We start from the raw sequence: 15420 nt of genomic DNA, 5'->3' as shown, positions 1-15420 counted from the left end.
AAATTTAGGATGAAATCTTCATAGAGGGAGGCCTAATCATGACAAAGGAAGAAGTAGCGCGACTAAAGGCAGAAGGATTCATCGCACAAAAACAAAAAGGATATTTTTCTGTCCGAATTCTTAGCAAAGCCGGAAATTTTACAGCAGAAGAGCTTATATCTATAGGAGAAATTTCAAAAAAATATGGAAGAGGCTACGTGGGAATGACCGTGCGGCTTAGTGCTGAGATTCCATGGATTGCCTATGAAAATATTTCTCAGGTGAAGGAGGCCATTATTAAAAGCGGCTTGTCTTATGGGGGCACTGGTAAGCGTGTGAGGCCGATTTTAAGTTGTAAAGGTACCGTTTGTACCCATGGCGTCATTGATACGCAAGAATACTGCCGTGTGCTTCATGAAAAGCACTTTGCACGGCCTACACCGGCAAAGTTTAAAATCGGCATTGTGGGCTGTCCGAATAATTGTGCAAAAGCTTCTTTAAATGATATCGGATTTATGGGTCAGAGAGAGGTTTTTTTCAATGAATCAATGTGCAAACAGTGTGGTGTGTGTCTGTCAGTATGTAAAGTAAAGGCTTTAGCAAAAATAGATGGAAAGATACATTTTAATCCAGTAGAATGTAAAAGCTGTGGAGCCTGTACCAGAGTATGTCCTGTAGAGGCAATTACTACTAAAAAAGAAGGGGTGGCAGTTTTTATAGGAGGAAAGTTTGGAAGAGATTATCGTGTTGGAAACAAAATGGAAAAAGTTATTTCTACAGAAGAAATGGATCAAATGGTAGACCGAATTATTATTTATTATCAGAAGAATGCAATATCAGGAGAAAGACTATCCGATATGATCGAAAGAATTACCTGGGAAAAGGTTGAAAATGATTTGATGAAATGAAATATGTATAGGAACGAAAGCTTTGCCTTCGTTCCTATATTGAAAAGAATGATCTAATACCCGAAAAACCCTCCAAAGCCTCCGCCAAATAGAACTACTAGCAATAGGAAGAAGAATAATAGACTTGGGTTGTCACCGAATCCGCCTAAAAATCCGCCGATGCCTTTACCACAACCGCCAAAGCCTCCTCCAAACAGGATTACTAGCAATAGGAAGAAGAATAATAGGCTTTCGTTACCTGCACCAAACCAACTGCCTGGTTTTTTTGTAGCGTCTGCCATAGTATAACCTCCTTTTAATAAAGTGTTATCAAAGAATCATATTTTTTTCTTATGTTTACTATTAGGTTATGTTTTTTGTCCTGTTTTCGTTACAAAATAAATATTTATTAAATTAAAAAGAATAAAGATAAAGAACAGGACTGGATTTCCAGTCCTGTTCTTTATCTTTATCAGATTATTTAAAGCATTACAAAGCCCAGTTTCTTTTTTGCTCTTGCCAGTGTCTCGTTTGCAATCGTATTAGCCTTTGCAGCACCTTCCTGAAGTATAATTTTTAACTCCTCAGACTCACGGATTTTATAGAACTTGTCCTGAATTTCTGAAAGAGAGCCGGTTACAACCTCTACTAAATCCTTTTTTAGTGTGCCATAGCCTGAATCTTTATATTTGTTTTCAATCTCAGGAATCGTCAAACCGGAGAAAAGACTATAGATGGTCAAAAGATTGCTAATCCCTGGTTTATTTTCTACATCATAGCGGATTTCATTATCAGAATCAGTGGTAGATTTCATAATGGATTTTTTAATTTGTGCAGGGGTATCCAGTAAAGAAATGCGACTGAGCGGATTTTCTGCGCTTTTGCTCATCTTTTTTGTTGGCTCATCTAAAGCCATAATTTTTGCCCCAACTTCTTTAATCTTTACATCAGGGACAACAAAGGTTTCACCAAATCGATTATTAAATCGGATGGCGATATCTCTGGTCAATTCCAAGTGCTGTTTTTGATCACTGCCAACCGGAACGATATGGGTATCATAAAGCAATATATCTGCAGCCATCAATGCTGGATATGCAAATAGCCCTGTAGGAACAGCATCTTTCCCGGAACTTTTATCTTTAAACTGAGTCATACGGCTTAATTCACCCATATAACTATTGCAGAGCAGCAGCCAGCTCAGTTCTGTATGTGCAGGTACATGAGACTGTATAAATATAGTGGCTTTCTTAGGGTCAATGCCTACAGCCATATAAAGCGCTGCAACATCTAATGTATGTTTATAGAGTTCTTCTGGATTTTGTGGCAGTGTAATAGAATGCAAATCTACAACACAGAAAAAGCAGTCCATGGTTTCTTGCAGCTCTACAAATTGTTTAATTGCACCGATGTAATTGCCTATATGTATATTTCCTGTGGGTTGAACCCCTGAAAATACTCTTTTCATCTTTGAACACCTCCGTCTAAATAATAGGCTTTAAATTATAATATAACCAAATCCAATAAAAAACAAGACAGGAAAAAGTAACTGCCTTTCAAAAGACCGATTCCTTCCAAGTCAGTAATTTACAGCATATCAGTAAAATATGTGGAGGAATAGTTATTGACAAATATGTTACAAAAACTTAAAATATAGTTAATATACATAGTTTTTACCGTATAGTAGCGGTTACAAAAATATTAAAGGAGGAATTGGCTTACAATGCCTGCCTGTAGCAGGAGGCGCACAAGGAGGAAGTGTTATATCCATGAGATATATGGGAATCATATTGAGTTTGATATTGGCAGGGGTTATCTGTATGGGATGTATCGGCTCCGTACAGGTAATAAGATCAAATGAGAGAATAGAGGACCGCATACAAGAGGAGGAGACCATCCGACTAGGTGTTTTCCAGCCTTTAACTGGAGCTGCAGCTGCTGGAGGAAAGATCACTCTAGAGGGAATACAACTGGCAAACCAGCTTTTCCCTGAAGTATTAGGAAAGAAAATTGAATTGGTAGTTATAGATAATCAAAGTGATCGAACAGAGGCAGCAAATGCTGTAACCAAATTAATTCGAGAAGAAAAAGTAAAAGCGATTATTGGGAGCTATGGGAGTTCACTATCAATAGCTGCAGGAGAGATTATAAAAAAAGAAAAAATTCCAACCATAGGATGCTCTCCAACAAATCCGATAGTTACTATGAATAACGATTACTACTTTAGAGTTTGCTTTGCAGATCCTTTTCAAGGAACAGTAATAGCGAATTACGCAGTAAGAGATTTGGGCGTCCAACGAGCTGCCATCATACAAGATGAGGTTCAGGAGTATTCATTAGGTCTTAGCCGTTATTTTATGGAGGCTTTTCAAGAAAGTACAGGAGATCCAGACAGCATTCAAGGCGTGTACAGCTATCACTCTGGTCAGAAGGATTTTTCTGCTATATTAAGGGAAATTAAGCAAAGTAGTGCAGATGTGATTTTTGCACCGGGAAACCATATGGAATCTGCACTGCTCATCAAACAGGCACGAGAAATGGGAATACAAATACCCTTTTGCGGAGGGGATACCTGGGAGACTCCAGATTTTAGAGAGATTGGTGGAGACGCTGTAGAAGGTGTTATATTTAGCAGCCATTTTTCTAAAGAAGCTCAAGTAACTAATCTCACTCAATTATTTTTAAAAGAATATGAGAAAAAGCATCAACAAGAGGTCAATGCTTTCGGAGCCCTGGGTTTTGACGCCTATCTGGTATTGTTGGATGCAATTAAAAGAGCTGGTGTTGAAGATCCGGAAAAAATTCGCACAGCTTTATCAGATACAGAAAATTTTGAGGGAGCAACAGGTAAAATTACTTTAGATAATAATGGAGATGCACAAAAAAGTGCAGTAATTATGAAGGTAGAGAATAAAAAATTAAGTTATGTAACTTTTGTTGAAGCAGAATGAGACATGAACAATGGTAGACTTCCATGGATTTGGAAGTCTACATTGTTAAAGGAAAACAATGTAGTAAAATAAATCTATTAGATATGGGGGATATAAGGATGGCATCTATGGAGTTTCAAGTTTTTATGCAACACTTAACAAATGGCATATCCTTAGGCAGTTTATACGCACTGATCGCCATAGGCTACACAATGGTTTATGGAATTCTGAGATTAATTAACTTTGCCCATGGGGATATTTTCATGATTGGTACTTATGTAGCTTTCTACGGTGTTACACTATTGGCTTTGCCATGGTGGCTTTCTTTTATTGTTGCAATTATATTTACATGTTTTTTTGGAATGATGATAGAAAGGGCTGCTTATAGGCCTTTAAGAAATTCTCCGAAAATATCTGTTCTGATTTCAGCCATCGGCGTATCATTTCTTATTGAAAATCTTGCCATTGTAATCTTTGGTGGAAGGCCTAAAGCTTTTCCGATACCGCCTATGTTTAACAAAATCATTCATATCGGTGGTGTTTCCATTGTGAGCCTTACCTTTTACATTCCTGTTATTACCTTGGCCCTTTTAATGGGATTGGTGTATTTTATCCATCATACAAAAACAGGAATGGCTATGCGGGCTGTATCCAAAGATTATGAGGCTGCTAGATTAATGGCCATCGATGTAGACAAAATTATATCCCTTACTTTTGGAATTGGTTCTCTACTGGCTGCTGTTGGTGGAATCATGTGGGGATTAAAGTTTCCACAGCTGGTACCTTTAATGGGTGTAATGCCGGGATTGAAGTGCTTCATTGCTGCGGTTATCGGTGGTATCGGTGATATTAAAGGAGCTGTTTTAGGTGGTTTTATCTTGGGATTGGGTGAAATCATGATTGTAGCGATGCTGCCTGCACTGACAGGATATAGGGATGCCTTTGCATTTATTCTTCTAATTCTAATCCTTTTGGTAAAGCCCACAGGATTGATGGGACAAAAATTAACAGAGAAGGTGTAAAAGATGAAAAATACGAAAAGAATTTTAAATATTGTTTCAATCATAACTTTGATAGGTTTACTATTCATCTTTGATCAAACCTTCGATTCCTATAAGATGAGAATTGTAAATCTATGTGGTATTTATGTGATCTTAGGATTAAGCTTGAACCTTATCAATGGTTTTACCGGTCTTTTTTCTCTCGGACATGTGGGTTTTATGGCTGTAGGTGCCTATACTGCAGGACTTTTGACTATGTCTCCGGCAATGAAGCAAATGAATTACTTTATGAAGCCAATTGTTCCTTTTCTAGCAGATGTGGAATGGCCTTTTTTACCAGCATTGATTATGGCAGGACTTGTGACTGCACTGGTAGGATTCTTGATCGGCGCGCCGGCTTTAAAGCTTAGAGATGATTATCTGGCCATTGCTACTCTCGGTTTTGGGGAAATTATCCGGGTAGTTTTTACCAATACGCAAAGTTTGACCAATGGTGCGCTAGGTCTTAAGGGGTTACCAAACCATACGAATATTTGGTGGACCTGGGGAATCGCATTTTTTACAATCCTATTTATGGTGTTCTTGGTAAAGGGAAGTTATGGAAAGGCCTTCAAGGCGATTCGGGAAGATGAAATTGCTGCAGAGGCCATGGGAATCAGCCTTTTTAAACACAAGGTGATGTCCTTTACCATGGGCGCATTTCTAGCAGGAATTGGTGGAGCGCTATTAGGCAATCTATTAGGAACCATTGACCCGAATATGTTTCGTTTCACACTAACCTTTAATATACTGCTGATTGTGGTTTTAGGCGGTATTGGAAGTATTACCGGTACGGTAATCTCTGCCGTAGTAGTTACAGTAGCTATGGAATATCTAAGAGTTTTAGATGAAGCGATCAATCTCGGATTTATAAGAATTGAGGGAATACCGGGAATGCGTATGGTTGTTTTTTCACTCCTTCTAATGATCGTTATTTTGTTCTATCAAAATGGGTTAATGGGAAGTAATGAATTCACCTGGGATTGGGTTTTAGAAAAAAGATTCCTTAAAAAGACAGGAAAGAAGGAAGTGAAACAATGAGTATATTAAGGGCTGATAATATTACAATGAAATTTGGAGGACTGGTTGCTGTATCTAATTTTCAGATGATGCTGCAAGAGGGTGAAATTGTAGGGTTAATAGGTCCTAATGGGGCTGGAAAGACCACAGCATTCAATATGATTACCGGTGTATATACACCTACAGAGGGACAGATTTATTTTACCGAGGGAAAAAAGGATGAACAGGGTAATCAAAGCAGTCATGAAATAAATATTACCCAGTATCGGCCAGATCAGATTACAAAACTGGGAGTAGCCAGAACCTTTCAAAATATTAGATTGTTTAAGGAATTATCGGTGTTGGATAATGTAATCATTGCAAATCATCTTCGGATTAAATCTGACGTAATTTCTTCCATACTAAGACTGCCAAACTATACAAAAGAAGAAAAAGCAATGGTTGAAAAATCAATACATCTATTAGAAGAAGTTGGTTTAAAGGATTTGGTACATGAAAAATCATCTTCTCTTCCTTATGGAAAACAGAGAAGATTGGAAATTGCAAGGGCATTGGCCACAAGTCCGAAAGTACTCCTTTTAGATGAGCCGGCAGCAGGGATGAATCCGAAGGAGTCTTTAGAACTAATGGAATTTGTCGGAGAAATCAGAGATCGCTTTAAGCTGACGATTTTTATGATAGAACATCACATGCAAGTGGTTATGGGAATTTGCGAGCGAATTTTTGTACTGGATCATGGGGTAACCATTGCCAAAGGAACCCCCAGTGAAATACAAAATAACGAAAAAGTTGTTGAAGCATATTTGGGGGTGGATTAGATGTTGGAGATTAAAAACCTGAATGTACATTATGGGGGAATCCATGCCCTAAGAGGGATCAATATTGATATTCCTGAAAATAAGATTGTAACTTTGATTGGTGCCAACGGTGCAGGAAAAAGCACCACTCTGCGCAGTATTATGGGTCTGACAAAAAGTAGTGAAGGAAGTATCCAGTATCAAAATGAAAGTTTATTGAAGTACAAAACAAAGGATATTGTAGAAAAGGGAATTGTTTTGGTACCAGAAGGCAGAAGAATTTTCCCTAACCTGACAGTAGAGGAAAATCTTATCCTAGGTGCATACAGTCGTAAAGATAAAGCTGGAATTACCAAGGATATGGAACGGGTTTATGAATTATTCCCAAGATTAAAGGAAAGATCCTGGCAGAAAGCTGGAACCATGTCTGGAGGAGAACAGCAGATGCTGGCTGTAGGGCGCGGGTTAATGTCGAAGCCAAAACTATTGATGATGGATGAACCCTCTCTTGGTTTGGCACCGCTTTTGGTAAAGGAGATTTTCAGTATCATTAAGGAAATTCATCTGCAAGGTGTAACGATTCTGTTAATTGAGCAGAATGCCAAAGCATCTCTAGAGATTGCTGACTATGGATATGTATTGGAAACAGGATCTATTGTATTGGAGGGGAATGGAAGAGACCTGCTCACCAATGAAGAAGTAAAGAAAGCCTACTTGGGTGAAGCAAAATAAAAAGTCTGAAGTCCGACAAACGTCGGACTTTTTTTAGTTTTTCGTTTTAAATTCTTTCTTACAGACCATAATAGTAAATAAGGTTTGTAAAGAAAGGAAGAGTAATTTGAACAATTTAATAAAAAAAGATACGCTGCGTCAAAATAAGGATATATTTCAGGCTGATCCTATTCCGGGAATGGAAGCTGTGGAGCAGATGCTGCACCAGGCAGTCTCCGATAGCCATCATTTTACGAATAAAATATGTACAGATCTTATAGAAGCAGGAGGAAAAAGGGTGAGACCCTTGCTTGTGTTAAGTTCTGCCCAATGCTTTGGATCTTTGAATCAGGAAACTGTCTATACTGCTGTAGCTTGCGAACTCATTCATATGGCTTCTCTGGTACATGATGATGTAATCGATCTGTCCAAAACCAGAAGAAATAAACCTACCCTGAATGTACAAATTGGCAACCATGCCTCCGTATTAGTAGGGGATTATTTATTTGCAAAAGCCTTTGAGATTCTATCTGCAAACAAGTTACTCTCTAGCATGAACTTAGTGGTAGAAGCTATTGGAGAAATGTGTGATGGAGAAATTGTACAAGCAGATAATAAGTTTAATCTTAATCAGACGATGGAGGACTATTATAGCAGAATCTACAAGAAAACAGGTATTTTAATTGCTGCCTGCTGTCAAGCTGGTGCTATTGTTGGCGGAGCAGAGGATCATGAAGTGGAAGCATTTCGAGAGTATGGGAAAAATATTGGATACGCTTTTCAAATTATCGATGACCTTTTAGATTTTACGGGAAATGAAAAGATTATGGGAAAACCTGTAGGATGTGACCTTAGAGAAGGAAATATAACACTGCCGGTTTTGAAATTAATTGCACAAGCGGAATATAAGCAATGGATTCAGGGCATTTTTGAACAAGGAAATGTAGGTAAAAGCCAATACCTTGAAATTTTGAGACTTATGAAGGACAGCTATGCCTTAGAGGAATCTTATCAGGAAGCAGTTGTCTGTGTTGAAAAGGCTAAAGCAGCATTGGGAGAAATCAAAGATTCTCCCAACAAAAATATGCTGTTGAACTTAGCAGATAAAATTATCCGAAGGAAAAACTAGACTATATAATATTATTTCTTCTAAGTATTTTACAGATATAATAGTACATAGTAGCTGAAGGGGGTGCAGCACGAAGCAGTTGCTTTGAAAGCAAACTTTCCTCAGGGAGAGAAGTTTTTGGGTCAGACAGATACATAGATAAGAGTCCCTCGATTACTGTTAAATGGAAAAGTGGGTAATCTAATGTAGATATTTTATCCATGGATTGATGTAAAAACCAAAGAAGACGCTGACGTTTATGATGGAAATTCTCATAATAAGAAACAAAATTTAAATCACCGGTAGAAGAATCTTCCTGTAGATCGATAAAATAGTCTAACAGAATATGAAGTCCACAAACCCAGGGAAAATAAGCGTCCATTACCTGGGTTACTTTATTTTTTGTCAAGTCCGGGTTTCGAGCTAGAGTACAAAGCATAAAAATTCCTAATGTAGATCCCGCTGCAGCAGAGAATTCCCAAGTAGAAAGCTCCGGATATTTTATAAGATGGGGCTTTGACCAAAGCTGCATGTGTTTTTCCCTAACGGATAAAGAAGTGTGCTTATAAGCCTGCATCTCACTATAAAGGCCTCCTAAATAGAGAACTTCCTCCTGGACCAGTGGATAGGAAGGTAAAGTACGGATATATTCTTTACAGGTTGATACGAGGCGCTGCAGGTAACCTCCATCTTCTTCATAGGGATAAAAAGCATAATAATCTTTGTAATCTTCCTCCCTATGCAATGCATCAGTAATAGCACAATGAAGCTGTAGAAAAGCATTAACATCCTCTACCCCTACGCGGTCACATAAATTATCCAGGTAATCACTAATCGTCTGTAATGCTACAATAAATTTTATTAAATTTTCATCCATAGATGAACCATAAAGACTATAAATACTGCCACCTTGGGCATGAAAGGATTTTTTTCCGATGCTGGCTGATGCCTGTTCTGAGAGGATATTGCTGGAAGCTTCTGCAGCCTTCTGCTGCCAGAAGTGGAGTTCTTTTTTTACGACGGGGAATACATCCTTCACAAAAGTATAGATTATTTTTGATTGGTCCATATGATGACGAAAGGTTTTTGAATACAAATAAATCACCTCAAAATAAAATATATATCCTATTGTTGACAGGCGGGCAGGAAATCATTCTTTTTTGGAAAATATATAGATTATAAAGGTGGGGGTGGAAGCGGATGTATACCTTAGAAATATTACAGCAGATTGTGAGCCAATGCAGGAAATGCGCTCTACATCAGGGTAGAAATAAAACTGTTTTTGGGGTAGGAAATCCCAGTGCGGATATACTATTGGTGGGAGAGGGACCAGGGCAGCAAGAAGATCAGCAGGGAGATCCCTTTGTAGGACCTGCAGGTCAGCTGTTGACAAAGGCTATTGAAGGAATCGGTATGAATAGAGAGAAGGTATACATTGCTAATATTGTTAAATGTAGACCCCCTGGCAACCGAAACCCACTTAAAGAAGAGATGGAAAGCTGCATTCCCTATCTCCGATGGCAGGTAAAATTGATACAGCCTAAAATAATCCTATGTTTAGGCGCTATTGCAGCTACAAATATCATTGATCAAAATTTTAAGATTACGAAGCAAAGAGGGCAGTGGATTGAAAAAAAAGGCATTTGGCTGATCGCTACTTTTCATCCTTCGGCAGTACTTAGAGACGAAATGAAAAAAAGGCCCTTTTGGGAAGATTTTAAAGAATTAAAAAGAAAATATGATGAAATATTGAGATAGGAGTTGTATTTTGTGAAACAGGAGAAGTTAGAGCAATTAAAAAAACAGTGTATTGAGGCGAGCAGTGAAACAATTGTCTTTGGGGAAGGAAGTATAGATGCACAGATTGTATTAGTAGGAGAAGCTCCAGGGGCAAAAGAAGTAGAACAAGGAAAACCCTTTGTAGGACAGGCAGGAAAGAATTTGGATGAATTTCTAAAAGTTTTAGAATTAGAGCGAGATGCTATTTATATTACTAATGTAGTAAAGATTAGACCATATAAGGTTAATGAAAAAACAGGAAGAAAATCAAACCGTCCGCCCAGTAAAGAAGAGGTTGAATATTATAAAAATTACTTATTGGAAGAAATCCAGGTCATTCAACCCAAAGTTGTGGTAACATTAGGCAATGTACCGCTTAAGACAGTATTGAAGAACGCTAAAGCAGCCATTGGGGAGAAGCATGGCATACCGGTCCAATTAGAGAATTATTATGTTTTTCCGCTATATCATCCTGCCTCGATTATTTACAGACAGGAACTAAAAAAGGTTTATCGAGAAGATTTAGAAAAACTAAAAGAATTTTTAAAGGGGATTTGAATATGAAGATCATTGATTTAACCCATAGGATTGATTCAGAAATGCCAGTATTTCCAGGAACAGAAAAACCAATCATACAAAAAGCGAATACCATAGAAAAGGATGGTTTCGCAGAAGTAAAAATTACGATGTATTCCCATACGGGAACTCATATGGATGCCCCTGCACATATGATACCTCAGGGTACCACTTTAGATAGTTTTCCTATAGAACAGTTTATTGGAAAATGTATTATTCTCGATTTTTCCAACATCAGCGAAAAAATAATTAATGTAAGCACTTTAAAAGTATATGAAGAGAAGATCAAAGAAGTTGAGTTTCTGATCCTCAAGACCGGTTGGTCTCAGTACTGGGGAAGTGAGGCTTATTACAAGGAGTTTCCTGCGCTAAGTGATGAAGCTGCTCTATGGCTGACGAAGTTTAAATTAAAGGGAATAGGAATAGATGCCATATCGATTGATGATATGGATTCTGTTACTTTTGCCGTTCATAAGAAGCTAATGGAAGAAAATATATTAGTAATTGAAAATCTAACGAATTTGGATGAAGTAGGAGAAGAAACTTTCACTTTAAGTGTTTTACCATTAAAGACAGGGGATGCAGATGGATCACCGGTGAGAGCGGTTGCGATAAAGAATATATAGAGAAATATGAAGAGAGCTTTCGGCTCTCTTTTTTCGTCTAATAAGTTTAAATCATTCCCAAATTCATTTGTATGTATGATAATCCAAAAATTTCAAATACTATTCTCTGAAACATTTATAAAGGATTTTAACCAGAGGGAGGAAAGATGATGGCAAGAAAGATGAAAACAATGGATGGAAATGAAGCTGCTGCATATGTATCCTATGCTTTTACCGAAGTAGCTGCGATCTATCCCATAACCCCTTCATCGCCGATGGCCGAGGGCGTTGATGAGTGGTCCGCCTATGGAAAGAAAAATATTTTTGGTCAAACTGTAAGAGTAGCAGAGCTGCAATCAGAAGCGGGAGCAGCCGGTACGGTACATGGATCTCTGCAAGCTGGTGCACTTACCACAACCTATACTGCATCACAGGGACTTCTTTTAATGATCCCAAATATGTATAAGATGGCGGGAGAACTGCTTCCGGCAGTATTTCATGTAAGTGCCCGTGCTGTAGCAGCCCATGCATTATCTATATTTGGAGATCATCAGGATGTGATGGCTACAAGACAGACCGGCTTTGCCCTACTGGCATCCAGTAGCGTACAAGAGGTTATGGATTTAGGCGGTGTTGCCCATTTGGCAGCAATCAAGTCTAGAGTACCCTTCCTGCATTTCTTTGATGGATTTAGAACATCTCATGAATATCAAAAAATTGAAGTAATGGATTATGATGATTTAGATAAGCTCTTAGATCGAAATGCATTAAGAGAATTTAGGGATCGTGCTTTAAACCCTGCACATCCGGTTATGCGAGGTACGGCACAAAATCCGGATATTTACTTCCAGGGAAGAGAATCTGCCAATCCATATTATGAGGTGGTTCCAGATATTGTGGCTGATTATATGTATGAAATCAGTAAGATCACGGGAAGAGATTATCAACCCTTCAACTATTATGGTGCAGCTGATGCCGAATATGTGATTGTAGCCATGGGCTCTGTATGTGATACCATTCAAGAAACCATTGACTATTTAATGGCAAAAGGAGAAAAAGTAGGGTTGATTCAAGTACATCTGTACAGACCCTTTTCACCAAAGTATTTCTTTGGTGCACTTCCACCATCTGTAAAACGTATTGCTGTATTGGATAGAACAAAAGAACCGGGAGCCATAGGTGAACCACTCTATTTAGATGTAAAGGCCCTTTTCTATGATAAGGATACAAAGCCCATGATTATAGGCGGTCGTTATGGATTAGGTTCTAAGGATACAAGACCATCTCAAATTATTGCTGTCTATAAGAGTCTGATGTCCGATGAACCGAAGAATGGATTTACCATCGGGATTGTAGATGATGTGACCAATACTTCCCTTCCAGAGAAAGATATTGTAGAAACCTCACCGGAAGGAACCATTCGATGTAAGTTCTGGGGATTAGGTTCAGATGGTACTGTAGGCGCAAACAAGAATGCTATTAAAATTATTGGAGATAAGACTAATTTATATGCCCAAGGATATTTTTCCTATGATAGTAAGAAATCCGGAGGGACTACGATCTCTCATCTTCGCTTTGGGAAAAAACCTATTCGATCTCCTTATCTTGTGTATAATGCAGATTTTATTGCTTGTCACAACAAATCTTTTATCTATCACTATGATATTCTAAAAGGATTAAAGGATGGAGGGACATTTGTACTGAGCTGTCCATGGTCCGTGGATGAATTGGATGAGAAGCTGCCGTCCTATCTGAAGCGATATTTAGCAAAAAAGAATATTCATTTCTATATCATTGATGCGATTAAGATAGCTGACGAAATTGGATTAGGCAACCGGATCAATATGATCATGCAATCTGCCTTCTTCAAGCTTGCCAATGTAATCCCTCTGGAAGATGCGGTTGGATATCTGAAGGAAGCGATTGTGGATACCTATGGCAAGAAGGGTGAAAAAATTGTTGACATGAATATTGAGGCTGTAGGTGCAGGGGTCAAAGGCTTGATAAAGGTAGAAGTACCTACAGCGTGGGCCAATGCAGAGGATGAGCCGCTGCCAATCAAAGACGAACCGGAATTTGTAAAGCGTATTCAACGACCGATGGCAAGGAATGAAGGCGATGAACTTCCTGTTAGCACCTTTAAAGGTATGGAGGACGGAACCTTTCCGATGGGAACGACTACCTATGAAAAACGAGGTATTGCTGTATTGATTCCACAGTGGCAGACGGATAAATGTATTCAATGTAATCAATGTTCTTATATCTGTCCCCACTCTGTAGTAAGGCCCTTCTTATTGGATGAAAAAGAAAAGGATAAAGCGCCCCATACCTTTGAAACAAAGAAAGCTGTGGGAAAGGGTTTGGAACAGTATGAATACCGGATTCAAATCAGTCCAATGGATTGTACAGGATGCGCCAACTGTGCGGATATTTGTCCTGCTCCGGGAAAGGCTTTGGTAATGGTAGAAGCTGAGGAAGAAACCATTCGCCAGTCTGAAAACTGGGAATATGCCATGACGGTTACAGAAAAGGATCATGTGATGGATAAAAAGACAATTAAAGGAAGTCAGTTTGCCCGACCGCTGCTGGAGTTCCACGGAGCTTGTGCTGGCTGTGGAGAGACTGCCTATGTGAAGTTGTTGACACAGCTCTATGGAGACAGGATGATGATTGCCAATGCCACAGGCTGTTCTTCAATCTGGGGTGCCAGTGCACCATCTATGTCCTATACCACAGATGTGGATGGAAGGGGACCTGCGTGGGCTAATTCTCTTTTTGAGGATAATGCAGAGTATGGTTATGGTTTTTATTTAGGCGCCAGTAAAGTAAGGGAAGGTTTAGCAATCCTAATGAAACAGGCGATAGAAGCAGGTGTAGATCAGCTGCGAAAAGAAGTGTTTAAAGAATGGTTAGACAGCATGGATGATGGTGAAGCGTCAAAAGCCGCTACGAAAAAACTTTTGTCGGTGATTGAAGATGATCAGTATAAGAATGATCCTATGGTACAAGAAATCTTGGAGAAAAAGGACTTCTTGATAAAACGGTCCATATGGATTATCGGAGGAGATGGCTGGGCCTATGATATTGGTTTTGGCGGCTTAGACCATGTGCTGGCTACAGGAGAAGATGTTAATTTACTGGTTATGGATACGGAAATCTATTCAAATACCGGAGGGCAGTCCTCTAAGGCAACGCCTACCGCTGCTGTAGCGAAATTTGCAGCAGCAGGAAAGAAGGTGCGCAAGAAGGATTTAGGCTTAATCGCTATGAGTTATGGCTATGTCTATGTTGCACAAGTATCTATGGGCGCTAACATGAATCACGTAGTCAAAGTAATGGCTGAGGCAGAAGCTTATAAAGGGCCTTCTATTGTAATCTGTTATGCACCTTGTGTAAGTCATGGAATAAAAACGGGTATGGGTACCAGCGTTGCTCAGGAGAAAAAAGCAGTAGAAGCAGGCTACTGGCATCTGTATCGCTATGATCCAAGGCTAAAAGAACAGGGTAAGAATCCATTTATCATGGATTCTAAGGAGCCAAAGGCTTCTTTCAGAGAGTTTATAGAAGGAGAGATCCGTTACTCTCAAATTATGAATACTTTCCCCGATATTGCAGACGAACTGTTTACACAAGCGGAAAAGCATGCACGAGATCGATATGATACCTATCGACGATTAGCAGAAATGCAGTATTAGAATACAAAAAAATGGAAATCCACACGCTGGTGGATTTCCATTTTTTAAAAGGAAAAGGAGTCTTGAGAAAGACACTTACTTTTCATTGGTATCTACATATTCCTTCGCATTTTTTACTTGAACATCGGAGGGAATAGGAACTCTTGATACCTTTTTCATTTTTTCAATATTTGCCCAGGCAGCAGTCCTTTGATTTTCAACAGGAATCGATAGATTTTTTTCCTTAAATCTGTTTTCTGCCATGATATACGCCTCCTTTTCTTTTATTATTTTCAAAGTTAACAGAATCTATTTAT

General features: G+C 38.8%; 15 protein-coding genes. 11 read left to right on the top strand and 4 right to left on the bottom strand.

Going from position 1 to position 15420, the window contains the following annotated elements:
* Nucleotides 1–38: 38 nt before the first annotated feature.
* On the top strand, nucleotides 39–887 hold the full coding sequence (locus tag Gferi_RS13205; RefSeq protein WP_069977197.1) for a 4Fe-4S binding protein: 849 nt from the start codon (nucleotides 39–41) through the stop codon (nucleotides 885–887).
* A gap of 53 nt (nucleotides 888–940) precedes the next feature.
* On the opposite strand, the gene Gferi_RS13200 is transcribed toward Gferi_RS13205, so the two are convergent.
* Nucleotides 941–1168 (bottom strand): hypothetical protein, encoded by a 228-nt coding sequence (locus tag Gferi_RS13200; protein ID WP_069977195.1) that lies wholly within the window; start codon nucleotides 1166–1168, stop codon nucleotides 941–943.
* Between the two features lie 179 nt (nucleotides 1169–1347).
* Nucleotides 1348–2331 carry a tryptophan--tRNA ligase gene (trpS, locus tag Gferi_RS13195; protein WP_069977193.1) on the bottom strand — a complete coding sequence of 328 codons (984 nt, stop codon included), beginning with the start codon at nucleotides 2329–2331 and terminating at the stop codon, nucleotides 1348–1350.
* A 301-nt stretch (nucleotides 2332–2632) separates the two neighbouring features.
* Between trpS and Gferi_RS13190 the strand changes: the two genes are divergently transcribed.
* From Gferi_RS13190 to Gferi_RS13165, 6 genes are all read left to right on the top strand, one after another.
* On the top strand, nucleotides 2633–3814 hold the full coding sequence (locus Gferi_RS13190; RefSeq protein ID WP_069977191.1) for an ABC transporter substrate-binding protein: 1182 nt from the start codon (nucleotides 2633–2635) through the stop codon (nucleotides 3812–3814).
* A gap of 98 nt (nucleotides 3815–3912) precedes the next feature.
* Nucleotides 3913–4815 (top strand): branched-chain amino acid ABC transporter permease, encoded by a 903-nt coding sequence (locus tag Gferi_RS13185; RefSeq protein ID WP_330389683.1) that lies wholly within the window; start codon nucleotides 3913–3915, stop codon nucleotides 4813–4815.
* A 3-nt stretch (nucleotides 4816–4818) separates the two neighbouring features.
* Complete coding sequence (locus Gferi_RS13180; protein WP_069977189.1) at nucleotides 4819–5874, top strand: branched-chain amino acid ABC transporter permease; 1056 nt, start codon at nucleotides 4819–4821, stop codon at nucleotides 5872–5874.
* Nucleotides 5871–6671, top strand: a complete 801-nt coding sequence (locus Gferi_RS13175; protein ID WP_069977186.1) for an ABC transporter ATP-binding protein — start codon at nucleotides 5871–5873, stop codon at nucleotides 6669–6671. Before Gferi_RS13180 ends, Gferi_RS13175 begins: the two co-directional genes overlap by 4 nt.
* Complete coding sequence (locus Gferi_RS13170; protein ID WP_069977184.1) at nucleotides 6672–7382, top strand: ABC transporter ATP-binding protein; 711 nt, start codon at nucleotides 6672–6674, stop codon at nucleotides 7380–7382.
* Between the two features lie 106 nt (nucleotides 7383–7488).
* A complete protein-coding gene (locus Gferi_RS13165; RefSeq protein WP_083273543.1) occupies nucleotides 7489–8490 on the top strand; it encodes a polyprenyl synthetase family protein in 1002 nt (333 codons plus the stop codon).
* Nucleotide 8491: 1 nt separating this feature from the next.
* Here Gferi_RS13165 and Gferi_RS13160 read toward each other — a convergent pair whose 3' ends face one another.
* Nucleotides 8492–9565 (bottom strand): tetraprenyl-beta-curcumene synthase family protein, encoded by a 1074-nt coding sequence (locus Gferi_RS13160; RefSeq protein ID WP_236932729.1) that lies wholly within the window; start codon nucleotides 9563–9565, stop codon nucleotides 8492–8494.
* A 104-nt stretch (nucleotides 9566–9669) separates the two neighbouring features.
* Between Gferi_RS13160 and Gferi_RS13155 the strand changes: the two genes are divergently transcribed.
* The 4 genes from Gferi_RS13155 (at nucleotide 9670) to nifJ (ending at nucleotide 15124) form a co-directional block, all read left to right on the top strand.
* Nucleotides 9670–10227, top strand: coding sequence for a uracil-DNA glycosylase (locus Gferi_RS13155; protein ID WP_069977177.1), 558 nt, complete (start codon nucleotides 9670–9672; stop codon nucleotides 10225–10227).
* Between the two features lie 12 nt (nucleotides 10228–10239).
* Complete coding sequence (locus Gferi_RS13150) at nucleotides 10240–10806, top strand: uracil-DNA glycosylase (protein WP_069977175.1); 567 nt, start codon at nucleotides 10240–10242, stop codon at nucleotides 10804–10806.
* A 2-nt stretch (nucleotides 10807–10808) separates the two neighbouring features.
* Nucleotides 10809–11450 (top strand): cyclase family protein, encoded by a 642-nt coding sequence (locus Gferi_RS13145; protein ID WP_069977173.1) that lies wholly within the window; start codon nucleotides 10809–10811, stop codon nucleotides 11448–11450.
* Nucleotides 11451–11599: 149 nt separating this feature from the next.
* Nucleotides 11600–15124, top strand: a complete 3525-nt coding sequence (gene nifJ, locus Gferi_RS13140) for a pyruvate:ferredoxin (flavodoxin) oxidoreductase (RefSeq protein WP_069977171.1) — start codon at nucleotides 11600–11602, stop codon at nucleotides 15122–15124.
* Nucleotides 15125–15199: 75 nt separating this feature from the next.
* Here nifJ and Gferi_RS13135 read toward each other — a convergent pair whose 3' ends face one another.
* On the bottom strand, nucleotides 15200–15367 hold the full coding sequence (locus Gferi_RS13135) for a CDIF630_02480 family spore surface protein (protein WP_069977170.1): 168 nt from the start codon (nucleotides 15365–15367) through the stop codon (nucleotides 15200–15202).
* Nucleotides 15368–15420: the final 53 nt, after the last annotated feature.

The sequence above is a fragment of the Geosporobacter ferrireducens genome (assembly GCF_001750685.1).
GTDB lineage: Bacteria > Bacillota > Clostridia > Peptostreptococcales > Thermotaleaceae > Geosporobacter > Geosporobacter ferrireducens.
The sequence above is the reverse complement of the archived record's forward strand: the minus strand, read 5'-3'. Positions and strand labels throughout refer to the sequence as shown.